This is a genomic window from Shinella sp. G-2 (assembly GCF_050172695.1).
GTDB lineage: Bacteria > Pseudomonadota > Alphaproteobacteria > Rhizobiales > Rhizobiaceae > Shinella.
Window position 1 is genome coordinate 73,384 of the sequence record NZ_JBBEYH010000004.1, and the last position, 12,408, is coordinate 85,791.

Genomic DNA, 12,408 nt, shown 5'->3' on the forward strand with positions numbered 1-12,408 from the left:
GCATGCTGTTCGATATCGAGCATATTCCCTTCAGCCGGCAGGGTCGCTTCCTCACCCTGTCGACGATGACGGTGCCGGGCGGGGAGGGCGCGCGCGCCCTCTATCTGCGCTCCGTCGCCGGCGGCGACGAGCGGCCCTCGCTCGGTCGTCTCTGCCGCGTGGAATTCTTTGATGCAGCCGGCGAACCGGCATCGCCCGTCTTCGATCTGACGCCCGAACAGCTTATCGTCCGCATCGGCAAGGGCGAGGTCGCCTTCGTCATCGGCGAGGGGGAGCGCCTGCATGTGCGCGGCGCGCGGGCCGGCGTGCGCTTCCACCTCGAAGGCTCGCGCTACGACTACGTCTATCGCACGCCGCAGGGCGAGCCGTGCCTCGTCGCCGCCGTCGAGAACGTCAAGTTCATTCCCCGCGCCGTCGCCGGCGGGCTCGACGTCACCGGCGCCTGGCAGCGCGATCATTCGGAAAAGGTCAGCTTCGCCTTTTCCGGCGACGCCTTCGAGGCCAGCATCGATTTCTTCCGCACGGTGCCGTCCCGGGAACAGCCTGGACGCTTCGCCGATGCACTGGCGGGCGCATCCACCGCTTTCTCCACCTGGCACGCCGGCATGGGGACCGCCATTGCCGGACAGGAGGAAGCCCATCGCCTCGCCAGCTACCTGCTCTGGGCGAACGGCGTGCCGGTCGGCGGCGCGCTGACACGGCCGGCGATCTACATGTCCAAGAACCACATGATCAACATCTGGAGCTGGGACAACGCCTTTTCCGCCCTCGGCGTTGCCGGTGTCGATGCGGGTCTCGCCTTCGACCAGTTCGCCGTCATCTTCGACCACCAGGACGCCTCCGGCCTGCTGCCGGACTACATCAACGACCGCGACGTGCTCTTCGCCTTCACCAAGCCGCCGGTGCACGGCTGGGCCGTCTCGCTGATCGAGGCCATGCAGCCCGGCTTCCTGACGCCGGAGCGCAAGGCCTATCTCAAGGACAGGATCGGCAGGCAGGTCGACTACTGGCTCACCCACGCCCGCGCCGGCGAGGATAGCCTGCCGAGTTATTTCCACGGCAATGACAGTGGCTGGGACAATGCCACCTTCTTCGCCGAGGGCGGCCCCGTCGTCTCCCCCGACCTGCCGACCTTCCTGATCCTCGCCTGCGACGCGCTGGCGAACCTTCTGGAGGACGATGCTGCGGGCGCCGCCGCATGGCGCGCCAAGGCTGAAGCGCTCCAGGCGATGCTGATCGACAGGCTCTGGACGGGCGAGACCTTCCGCGCCCATCTAGCGGCCGATCCGGAGCGCGTGCTGCCCGATCGGAACCTCATCCAGTTCATGCCGCTTCTCCTCGGCGGCAGCCTGCCGCGCGCCATGATCGACACGCTCCTGGCGCGTCTTGCCGACGGCGGCTTCGTCACCGACTGGGGGCCGGCGACGGAAAGCCCTCAAAGCCCGTTCTACGAGGACGACGGCTACTGGCGCGGTCCCATCTGGGCGCCCACCACTGTGCTGCTCTGGGATGGCCTTCGCCGGCAGGGCGAGATGGAACTTGCGCGGTCGATCGCGGAAAAGTTCTGTTCTCTCGCCGCCAAAAACGGTATGGCCGAGAACTTCGATGCCAAGTCGGGGAGGGGCTTGCGGGACAGGGCTTTCGCCTGGACGTCCGCCGCCTATATTCTCCTCTCCGCCTCCCTCCGCCAGAACCAGCCGTAGCGAGCCGAGACGCGATGCAGAGACCGACGATCAAGACCATCGCGCAGGAAACGGGCCTCTCGATCGCCACCGTGTCGAAGGCGCTGAACGATAGCCCGCAGGTGCGGCCGGAAACGCGGGCCATCGTCGTCGCCGCTGCCGAGCGCGTCGGCTACCAGCTCAACATGCATGGCGTGCAGCTTCGCACGGGAAAGACCTACCAGGTCGCCGCCATCATGACCGCGCCCGGCCCCAAGCAGAACGAATGGGAAGGCGTCGAATATGCCCAGCTTCTCAGCGGCATTTCCTGGGCGCTGGAGGAAAGCCCCTACCGCGTCTCGCTCTATGCCGTGCGCAATTTCGAGGAAAGCCTTGCGACGATCCAGCAGATCGTCTCGCTGAAGAAGGCCGACGGCATCATCGTCTCCGGCACGCGCGCCGACGATCCGCGCGTGCGCATCATGCAGGAGGCAGATTTCCCCTTCGTCACCTACGGCACGACGATCCGCAATGCGCCGCATGCCTTCGTCGATGCCGACAACGAGCAGATGATCCGCCATTCTGTGGCGCGCCTTGCCGAACGCGGCCACCGCCGCATCGCGCTGATCAACCCGCTGGCCGAGCTCAGCTATTCCATCACCCGCCTCGATGCCTATCGCCGCGCGCTCGAGGTCGCCGGCCTTGCCTTCGATCCGACCCTCGTCGCGCATGGCCATCTCACCCCCGCCTTCGGCCGCGAGAACGTGCTTGCCATGTCCGTGCTCGCCAATCCGCCGACGGCCTATATCTGCGCCAACGAAGCCTCGGCGCTCGGCGCCTTCTCCGGTTTCCACGCCCGCGGCCTCGTGCATGGCCGGGATGCCGTCATCAACGCGACCGACGATCTCAACGTCAGCCAGTATTTCGCCCCGCCCATCACCACCTATTTCCTGCCGATCCACGAGCCGAGCGAGCTGCTTGGCCAGTACATCCTGCGCCGCATGGAAGGCGAACCGCCGGAGGCCTTGCAGGCGCTCATCATGCCCAAGCTGATCGAGCGCTCGGACGACCGGCTGGCATGAAACACAACGCCCCGGCTCACGCGGGAACCGGGGCGCTTTGCATGTGTCAGAGGGCGGGGGCTTACTTGTTGAGGCCCGTCCAGATCTTCGTATAGAGCTCCTGGGCCGCCAGCGGGCAGAGGCGCTGCATTTCGGCCTTTGCCTTGCTTTCGGCCGGAATGACGATTTCCGGCGCGTCCTTCATGTCGTCGGGCAGGAACTTTTCCGCACCCGCAATGCCGGTGGCATAGCGATGGAAGGCCGAGTTCAGGGCGGCGTTTTCCGGGTCCATCATGAAGTTCTGGAACAGCTTGGCGTTCTCGACATTCTGGGCGTCCTTCAGGACGACCACGTTGTCGCTGGAAATGGCGAAGCCTTCCCTGGGATAGTTGAAACGCACCGCCGGGTTGGCAAGGCGCGCCCGCAGGCCGGCGCCGTTCCACGTCGTCGTCGCGGCGAACTCGCCGACGGACATCTTGTTGATCGTGTTGTATTCCATGGCGACCCAGGACGGCTTGGCGGCGACCAGGAGGTCGCGGACCTTCTTGAGAACCGCCTTGTCGTCGGTGCACTGCTCGCCGCCGACATATTTGATTGCCGCGAAGATCACATCGTTCATCTCGGGAACGATGTTGATTTTGCCCTTCAGCTCCTCCGGCGGGTTGAAGACGGTGCCCCAGCTGTCGGCCGGCTGCTTGTAAAGATCGGTGTTGACGACGACGCCCGTCGTGACCCAGGCCCACGGAACGTTGTCATCGTTCTGGACGTTGAGAACAGCGAGCGGGCGCTCGCCTAGTCGCCGTCATGGCAAAAAGCAAATCTTATATTAAGTCAATCTACGCAGCTGGCGGCGAGAATGTAAATTTGAGGACGACGCTCGGTGACCTTCGCGGTAAAGCTATTGGAAAGGTTGTACACACATTCTGCCGCTGGTGGCGCAACCGAGTATTTGGACGCTGTTGTAGCGGCGGAAAGGCCAATATCGGGAAGATATGCGGTAGCCTGAAAGTGGTGATTAAAGCAGTTAACCCGTTTTTATAGATCATGGGCGAGAGAAAGGTCTTCGTCTGTCAGGTGCAAAGATCTTTGCTCAAGCGTCCGATTGAAGCGCCATTAGTAAGTAACCAAAAAACGACGTCGTCGCGATACGGCGCAGCAATAAGGCAGTTCCTAGGGAGTACCTCTTTCATCGAGGAGGCTTATGTTAAGCTCAGCGAAAAAATCTGCGGTTGGTAGCTCCCTTACCTAGGTCTTTTTGCTTAGGCTCCCCAAAGCAATTGGAGCCTTCATGACTGATCACCTTCAAAGACGGACCTTCCTTCAAACGTTCGGTGCGGCTGCGGTCATCCGTGCGGAAGCTATCCCTATGGCCAGTGAGTTTAGAGATAGCGAGCACTTTGCCTCGTTCAACGGGCGGGGTGCTTTGCGCACCGGCAATTCCTATGGGGGGCGCTGGTCTGAGATCACTCTTGCCGCCCTGCGGTCGGTTGGGTTCCTTGACAACATGGTCGACGGCTTGGTGCCGCCTATCGACAACACGCTGCTTTGGCTCGATAAGACGTTCGATCCGGCTGTGCTGAAGCAATGGGATCCCGCTGGCAGGGCTTGGGTCCAGGTCACGTCGGAGACACTTTTTGTCCGAGTCGGTGTGACGGCCGGAATGGTAGCGGCGGGGGATGACAGTCGGTTCGGCATCACCACGTTTGCCGAAGCATCGTCAGCTAACATTCCCTCCACTGTCAGTCGTGTGTTTGTCGAAGACCGTCGTGCATATTTCATCCGTGTCGAATCCGAACCCGCTCACACGATAAAGTTCAATAATGGGGGGTGGTTCTCTGTCGATGACATCGGGATCACGCCATTGGCGGCTGGCGCAGTGGGTAACGGTCAACTAGGAGCATCGGCAGCAGATGACACCGCTGCGCTCCAAGCTGTTCTGTCGTTTTTCCGCAATACGCGACCGGCGACCCGCCATCGAGACAATCAGCGCGTCCTTGATCTGCTTGGTCGGCAATACCGGGTCAGCAGGTCTTTGTCGCTTGAGGGCTGTGATGGAGTCGAAATCCGCAACGGGACACTTATTGTCGATCCGTCTACATCTTTTGCCGCAAACCGGGCGGTGTTGGAACATAACGTCTCGGCCAACGAGTTGTGGGGTCTTACCCTCAACTGCGTTACGATCCAATGCAACCAAACCGCCAATGGTATTCTGATTAATCGCCCACAGGAAACGTTTTTTATCAACCCCACAGTGCTTGGTTGGGGGCAACGAGAATACGGTGTCCGCCTTGGGCCTGTCTCTTACAGTGCTGATGTTAAGCTGCAGAACCCCCGAATCTCAGGGTTTGCTGTAAGCTATGCGGATAATCCGTGGGTAACGCGGACGGGGATTGGTATCGATTTGCAGACGGCAGACACGGAGATCCTTGGCGGTAGTGTCGACACCGGGCTTGTCCCAATCCGCATACATTCCTCGGGGTCTGTACTTGGAAGTCACGTTTGGAACGGTCAGCCGGGGGAAGAGAGTTCCGTTGGGTCGAATGCAATTGCCATAGAATATGTTGATGGGCATAATATGCCATCACTTATCAGTGGGAATATATTTGATAATTCATGTATTGTTATAAATGGAGAGTCTCTATACAAGCAGATTGTTGGTAACAAGTTCTATGGAAGTCGGGAAAATCTTGAGGCTGGCATTATCATAAAATCTAGCGGTGCGAATCAAGTTATTGCCGATCTTCAGATACAGGCAAATCAATTCCATAGTTACTACAAGCGACCGGTTCTCATCGATGAGACGGCGGCTCCGTATGCTGCGATAAGCCGTGTTCTCGTGACAGACAATCCCCTTCGTTCTTTCGTTAACGGGAATGCTTCATTTGCAGAGAGTCTTGCGGCCACTAAGGGAACTATTCAGGTCGCCGTTACTACTGAAAATTTCAGCGCTAGCAACATCGTTCAGTTCGAACTCGGAAAGCGGGGCTTGTTGCTGCCCACCTACGACGATGTGCTACAGGTCAGCGTAGGGCACATGCGGAATACGCTGGCTGAGTTGGAAGCGTCTAATGCTGTTTTCCAGGGGTGGTGGTATGATAAAACCACCGGCATTTTGCACATGAAGTACTCGGAACCTTTCAATGGGAGGCTAAAGATTGATTTCGACCAGAGCTATATGTCACGCTTTTGGCCTCCGGAGACTTAATCAACTGCCCTGAATTTCTCTTTTGGCTCGGTCGTAACGATCAAGCCAGAATTCTCCCATCTTTGAGCCGTGTTTCGAAATTATCGCTTCAGCAAGATGCGGGCGCTTCTTAAGAGTGGCGAGGGCAAGGCCAGTCGCACGTCGGGGTGCTAATCTGCGAGCTCTCTTGATAGTTCGCTCGACGCTCATGGAGCAGTTCTGTTCAAGTGCTTTAACCAGGTCGGCGGGAGTCTGCGCCGATGCGACAGCCAAAGGTGTGTCGTGTCCAACGTGATGGCATCTTATTCCAGCCACCTTGGCTCTAGCGGGCGCCATTTGCCGGACGAGAAATTCAGGATATCCTTTGGTTCTTGCGGGTCATACAGAATATATGTCCTGGCGGTAAATCTGCATCTGCCGGAAGGCTGGCTATCCCAAAACGGTCAGGGTGGACAATGGTAGCGAATTTATCTCCCGTGATCTGGACCTTTGGGCCTATGCCAACAACGTCACCCCGGACTTCTCGCGCCCCGGAAAGCCGACCGACAACGGCTTCATCGAGGCGTTCAGCAGTAAACTGCGGTCCGAATGCCTGAACGCCCGCTGGTTTCTGAGCCTTGCGGATTCGCGCGAAAAGTTGGAGACTTGGCGTCGATACTACAACGAAGAACGTCCTCACTCGGCGATCGGGTATAACGTCCCGATTGCCCTGCACAATCCCGGTGGCGCAACCAGCCCGTCAGCGTGATCAGAGCCGGAAAACTCCAGCTCCCGGCGGTCCAAGCTTTGGGTTCAGAGCACACATGCTACAAATCATAGCCGAAAATCTCGAAATCCTTTCGATAAAACTCTTGAACCTTCAGGCGATCTGACAAATCCCATTCAACCGGGTACAGGTCTTTTTTTACGGGAAGCTCGTGAGGAATTTCCCCAGGCACCTCCACTCCGATCTTTTCTGCAACTTTCGAAATCCCGTACAATAAACCATCCTCGAACTTAAAAACTTCGACGCCAGACCCTATGAACTCCCACTGCGGGCGCAGGTGATTATCGAGGAAAAATGAGTCGTGCTTCGCTCGCGTTAACATGTCTTCTAGCCAATTCGAGAAGGTTGGGTACTGCCCCCAAAAACCTTGCTTCCCAAGATGCGCACGCATCCGATATTCACTTTCTATCCGCGAATATGGATCGCGGCTGAAGGTAAACGTATAATCGAAAAAACCTTCGCCGAGCATAAAGCGGATGTCATGCATCCGAAAATGCTGAGGTGTTGTTTTCGCCACAGCGGGGAAACCGGCAGCTTTCAATCGTAAGGTTGCCAGCGACGACATCCAGCCCTCAATCGAGGTTCCCCCTGTTTTCGGGATGTGGATAAACAGCACTCGACCGAATGGCACTTCGATGAACGGCATCGCACTCTCTCGCTCTTGCAGTTTCCCTCTCGCGTTGAGATGACATACTAGGCTATCTACCTCCCACACAATTGAAATTTTTTGCCTAAATCTGGAGTGACGCCTTGGAAGTATTTTGGCAGGCTATGGCGGTTGACCGCAGCGCAAGGGCAGCGCTTAAGAATCAGAGACCATGCGTCCTTTGGTTCACAGGGCTATCGGCGTCTGGCAAATCAACGATCGCTAATCACTTGGAAAAACTGCTGCATCTCGCCGGGAGGCATACCTATTTGCTTGATGGCGACAACGTACGGAACGGACTGAATCGCGATCTCAGCTTTTCCATCGATGACCGCAACGAGAACATTCGGCGAATTGCCGAAGTAGCCAACCTAATGGCTGATGCCGGACTCGTCGTTCTAGTTTCTGCTATCTCTCCGCTACGAGCGCAACGAGAAGTCGCTCGTGATCTTATTAAGAGCGCTGAATTCGTGGAGATATTCGTGGACACTCCATTAGAGGAGTGCATTAAGCGCGATCCTAAAGGGCTTTACAAACTCGCCCTTGCTGGGAAAATTCGCGACTTTACAGGCTTGGACTCCCCATATGAGGAGCCGAACTGGCCGCAAATAAGACTCGTGACAACGGAAACCACACCAGATGCTATCGCCGAGCATTTGTTCAATTCGCTCGAAACTCGATGGAGATGATCAAGCTATCAAGCAGGATGGACATAGTACTAAGCCACGACTAGAGAAAACCGGAAAACTATGGGAGGTTGCCCTGAGCTCTGAAACGTATTTCCTGCGCAGCACGCAGTCTGTAGACCCCAACGCGAGCTTAGAAGACCGCTTCGCCTCCGCAGTCGCAAACACGGGCAATTACTTCTTTGAAGAAGCTCTTGCCGACCACCTCGAGGAGGCTCGAACCGTCTACAGCTTCGAGGACCTGCCGGAAGCTTATGGCACGCTGGTTCTATCCATGTCGAACTTTTTAAGCCCTGCGACTGATCTTGGCTGGTTTGCCGAACAGATCGAAGCCAAATCCGTAGAGAAAATCGTAATGGTTGGTGCTGGGGCACAGGCCTATGAGTATACCGACCATGTCCCCCTCACGGACGGCACACTCCGCTTCATTCACCTTCTGGCCGAAAAAGGCACAACTATCGGTGTGCGTGGATATTTCACAGCCGAGGTCTTGGCCGGATACGGCATCAAGAACGTCGATGTGATCGGCTGCCCAACGGCATACTGGTCTGGGCGCAAGCCCATCCGCCCGGCACCTGCTAAACTTGAAAGATTGGCGGTTCACTGTACGCCTGAAGGCTTCTTCCGAGACAAAGTGGGAGCGCTTTTCAAGCACGCGATCACGCATGACGCCAGCTATGTCATTCAATCTGAAAAATGGATGATACCGCTCATCAACGAAGCTTTCGCCAGCGGTAAAGCCGAGCAAAACTCCGAGGGTAGGGTCAGCTATTACTCGTATGGCTTCGCTTCCCCAGAAGACGTTGTGAGGTGGCTTCAACGCAAGGCATTGGTATTCTTCGGAATGACTGAGTGGATATCAGCGATGGAGGGCTTCGATTTCGTCTATGGCGCGCGTTTCCATGGAAACATGGCAGCTATTCAGGCGGGTACGCCAGCGTTAAATATGCCATTTGACACGAGAACTCGAGAACTCTGCGAGTATCTTAATTTACCCCATCTACCTTTCGAACGTTTCAACGGTTTACTTACGCCAGAACAACTTTTCGACATGACTGATTTTTCAGCCTTCGAGAAAACGTATTCCAGTAGGATGACCACCTACAAAAATTTCCTCGAATCCAATGGACTTAAGACGAAGAACCTTGCTAGTAGCCCAACAAACGGGTCTCAACAGAGGCAAAAATCTATCAGTTCTTTTGTCGCGCTGCTCACGCGAGACTTCATTTCCGGTGATATATCGAAGTCAGACTTCATGCGAGAAATTGAACTAAGGGTACGGGGTGACCGAACCCACGAAGAACGCAAAGCGGTGGAAAATGGGGCTATCTTGCCCGTAGAGCCCACCTCCTGACCTCATAAGGACTTGGATAAAATGAAGGTATGCCTGGTCACAAATGAGCTTCCCGGCTTAGGTCCGTCGGGCGGCATAGGAACGGCTTTCCAGGAGCTGTCATACACGCTTTCGAGAAACGGCTTTAGCGTCGATATACTGTATGCGGCCGCTAGACCAATGCATGCTGACAAGATTGTATCACAATACAGAGAAAAAGGGATCAAAGTCCAATTTGTCGACTCCAGCGAATTTGTATGGGACTTTGGGTCGCCTCTCGGGCGCTCCTACGCGATCTACAAGACGCTTCTGAACTGCACGATTGTCTATGACTTCATACATTTTGCGGAGTACGGTGGAATAGGTTTCTATGCCATCCAAGCGAAACGTCTCCTTAATTACTTCAACGAGACATCTATCGTCGTTCAAACTCACGGATCGACGAGATGGGCGCTAACATCAAACTCCTCTCCGCTAGCACATCAAAATCACCTGCTCGTAGATTTTATGGAATGCCGTTGCATTGAGGGTGCAGACCATGTCGTGAGCCCAAGTCAATATCTGCTTGATTGGTTTGTCGAGCACGGTTTGGCTGCGGCAAGAAAGGGTAAAGTCATCCCTAATCTAGCGTCAACTCTCAAGCGACGTGAAGACGCCGACCGCGGCGAGCAGATCAGCGAAATAATAATGTTCGGACGGCACGAGTTTCGAAAGGGCCTTACAACATTTTGTGACGCGTTGGACATTTTGCGCGACAACCTTGCGGCGCGGAACATTCGGGTGACGTTCCTGGGACAACCGTCCACACTTAATGAGGTGCCTTCAGAGATCTATCTTACTGATCGCGCGAAGAAGTGGGATTTTGAAATCCGCATCCTCTCCAACTTCTCGCGCGACAGAGCCACGGACTATATGTCGGAGGCAGACGCCCCACTCGTCGTCATACCATCATCACAGGAAAACTCGCCGTATACGGTGCTGGAGAGCTTGGCTCTCGGCGTCCCGTTGATCACATCGAGGCACGGTGGTGCGAAGGAGTTGGTGCCATGCGACCGGCACGATCAGATGCTTTTTGATGGAAGTGCTGTTGACCTTGCAACGAAAATCTCTGCCGCAATCGAAAACCGCCTTCACCCGACATATCCGGCAACAAACAATCTTGAGGTTGAGCGTAAGTGGTTGAACTTACATCGCCAAAGCAACGTTGCTCCGGCGATTTCGCCCCCACTAAAGGCCGAGCCTCCTCGTGTCGTGCTCGGCATCACACATTTCGAGCGCCCTGAAAAGCTTGTCCAGGCAGTGTTCAGTGCACTTGACCAAACCTATCCATACACGCAAGTCGTTGTTCTGGATGACGGCTCCAAGAGCCCGGAGGCTATCGCCGCACTGAAACGAGTGGAGAGGTTAATAGCGCCGTCTGGTGGCAAGGTTATCATCCAGCAAAACGGTTATTTAGGTGCAGCACGCAACACAATTGCGCGCGAGACTAAATCCGAATACTTAGTATTCTTGGATGACGATGATCTCGCACTACCGCACATGATTGAAACCTTGGTTGTCGCGGCCGGCAACAAGCCGGAGGCAATTATCGCGCCGCTAAACTTGGCAATGGAGGAACGGAGACGCGGCGAAGCGCTGATTTGCCTGGAGAAATTCCAACAAAGGGTGAGCTACTTCGTCAGCGGTGGGCCGATATCATTGATGCCATTCGGCAATTATCTTAGCACGGCGACCGCGTTAATTCCTCGCTCCGTGTTCGATAGTCTTAAAGGATATTCGGAACTGAAGGGGGTAGGCTTCGAAGATTTCGAGCTTTACACCCGTGCTGTACAGGAAGGATATCGCGTAGAGGCGCTACCTGAACCCCTTTACCTATATGAGGTTGATCGCCCAAGCATGGTGTCATCGACACCTGCAATGGCAAATCTCACCCGAGTTTTAAGCGTGGTTGATATCACTAAAGACCCTCAGGCTTGGCACGATATGATCAGTTGCGTTGCCGCTCAAGAAACTAACAGTGGGGTCCAGGGACGCACGGAGTGGCTTGAGAAGCAATCGCCGCTAAGTGACCATTTCGAAGCAATACGAGCGCACAGGTCAAACTCATTGGGGCGTTTCCAAGCTTTGGAAAACTACGCGAAAGCTGTAAAAGCTCCTCGTGCGGCGGCGGCATGGCATTGCGCGAATCTTCCCATCGCGAGGCCCCGAAAAATTGACCTCGACGCCGTCTTCGACTTGAGTACAGCCCTAGGCCGCATCCCGTCGCTCTCCGCTGACAGCAAAGGCTTTCCAGCCGGAAAATACCAGGCGACGCCTTACACTACTAATTTCTTTTCTCTCTCTTTGGGCTTTGAAGAATTGGAAGAAACGGCCATTGAGTGGGAGGTTATGGAGGATTCCACGGCCACTCTAGACATCAAGAATACAGGCGGCAGCAGGTGGATTAGCCTTGAAATTGGCCTCAATCGTTTCGACCTTGAACGTCAAGGAGGTGTCCAAGTTGAGCTTGACCTGTCTAGTAGGGAACCACTTTCCGGAAGCGCGATCATCAGAAAACAAGATGACATTTCAATGCGCGATAGCGACGAACAGCCGTACGAATCGATAGGCAGCCAAACATTGAAGTTCGAATTCAGAGTACCGGAAAACTGGGAGGAGATACCTCAAGCAGAGCCTCGGTTCATTATGCACCTTCCTCTGATTGAAGCAAAAATCCACATTTTGGGAGTTAGATGCTCAGCGAGACCACGGGACTTCTCCATTCAATCTCAAAGGTAGCTGTCAGACCGGGGGCCGGGTAGCTTGCCGTTCACGCGGCAAGCACCCGGCTCTTTTAACTAAACGCGATAGTCACTGAGCTACACCTTAGAGGAGCCGCTACTGTACTGTCAGGTTGTTCGTAGAGGTGAGGTTGTGGTTTTTACCTGTCACTTGACAGGTATTCGGATCACTCTTCTTGGGCGCACGCACAACACCGTGTCGCTCTATGATCTTTGCTATAGAGGAAAACGCTCTCTGCTACGCCACGCCGGCATCGCGGAGATGGAAATTTGCCTTGGAAGCTATAGTAA

6 protein-coding genes and 3 pseudogenes are annotated in these 12,408 nt (G+C 55.6%); 7 read left to right on the forward strand and 2 right to left on the reverse strand.

All coding sequences use genetic code 11. From position 1 onward, the window contains the following. The first annotated feature begins 2 nt into the window (after window positions 1-2). Together V8U06_RS09440 and V8U06_RS09445 are read left to right on the forward strand one after the other, a co-directional pair. Window positions 3-1,703, forward strand: a complete 1,701-nt coding sequence (locus tag V8U06_RS09440) for an amylo-alpha-1,6-glucosidase (protein WP_427140426.1) — start codon at window positions 3-5, stop codon at window positions 1,701-1,703. A gap of 14 nt (window positions 1,704-1,717) precedes the next feature. After that, a complete protein-coding gene (locus V8U06_RS09445; protein WP_427140427.1) occupies window positions 1,718-2,743 on the forward strand; it encodes a LacI family DNA-binding transcriptional regulator in 1,026 nt (341 codons plus the stop codon). 61 nt (window positions 2,744-2,804) lie between these two features. Here V8U06_RS09445 and V8U06_RS09450 read toward each other — a convergent pair. Further along, a pseudogene (locus V8U06_RS09450) lies at window positions 2,805-3,470 on the reverse strand (extracellular solute-binding protein); the annotation flags it as partial. A 540-nt stretch (window positions 3,471-4,010) separates the two neighbouring features. On the opposite strand from V8U06_RS09450, the gene V8U06_RS09455 reads away from it, so the two are divergent. Beyond that, complete coding sequence (locus V8U06_RS09455) at window positions 4,011-5,927, forward strand: hypothetical protein (RefSeq protein ID WP_427140428.1); 1,917 nt, start codon at window positions 4,011-4,013, stop codon at window positions 5,925-5,927. Window positions 5,928-6,318: 391 nt separating this feature from the next. Next, window positions 6,319-6,654, forward strand: a pseudogene (locus V8U06_RS09460) (integrase core domain-containing protein); the annotation flags it as partial. A gap of 58 nt (window positions 6,655-6,712) precedes the next feature. On the opposite strand, the gene V8U06_RS09465 reads toward V8U06_RS09460, so the two are convergent. Further along, window positions 6,713-7,318: a sulfotransferase family 2 domain-containing protein gene (locus V8U06_RS09465; protein WP_427140429.1), complete on the reverse strand. Its 606-nt coding sequence runs from the start codon at window positions 7,316-7,318 to the stop codon at window positions 6,713-6,715. 110 nt (window positions 7,319-7,428) lie between these two features. Between V8U06_RS09465 and cysC the strand changes: the two are divergent. The 3 genes and pseudogenes from cysC to V8U06_RS09480 all read left to right on the forward strand — a co-directional run. Then, window positions 7,429-8,007, forward strand: a pseudogene (cysC, locus tag V8U06_RS09470) (adenylyl-sulfate kinase); the annotation flags it as partial. Continuing rightward, window positions 7,958-9,358, forward strand: a complete 1,401-nt coding sequence (locus V8U06_RS09475; protein WP_427140430.1) for a polysaccharide pyruvyl transferase family protein — start codon at window positions 7,958-7,960, stop codon at window positions 9,356-9,358. The pseudogene cysC and the gene V8U06_RS09475, both read left to right, overlap by 50 nt. 21 nt (window positions 9,359-9,379) lie before the next feature. After that, a complete protein-coding gene (locus V8U06_RS09480) occupies window positions 9,380-12,115 on the forward strand; it encodes a glycosyltransferase (RefSeq protein WP_427140431.1) in 2,736 nt (911 codons plus the stop codon). Window positions 12,116-12,408: the final 293 nt, after the last annotated feature.

Coding starts and splice junctions, on each gene's coding strand:
- V8U06_RS09440 (WP_427140426.1), top strand. CDS start 3: ATGCTGTTCGATATCGAGCATATTCCCTTCAGCCGGCAGGGTCGCTTC.
- V8U06_RS09445 (WP_427140427.1), top strand. CDS start 1,718: ATGCAGAGACCGACGATCAAGACCATCGCGCAGGAAACGGGCCTCTCG.
- V8U06_RS09455 (WP_427140428.1), top strand. CDS start 4,011: ATGACTGATCACCTTCAAAGACGGACCTTCCTTCAAACGTTCGGTGCG.
- V8U06_RS09465 (WP_427140429.1), bottom strand. CDS start 7,318: ATGCCGTTCATCGAAGTGCCATTCGGTCGAGTGCTGTTTATCCACATC.
- V8U06_RS09475 (WP_427140430.1), top strand. CDS start 7,958: ATGCTATCGCCGAGCATTTGTTCAATTCGCTCGAAACTCGATGGAGAT.
- V8U06_RS09480 (WP_427140431.1), top strand. CDS start 9,380: ATGAAGGTATGCCTGGTCACAAATGAGCTTCCCGGCTTAGGTCCGTCG.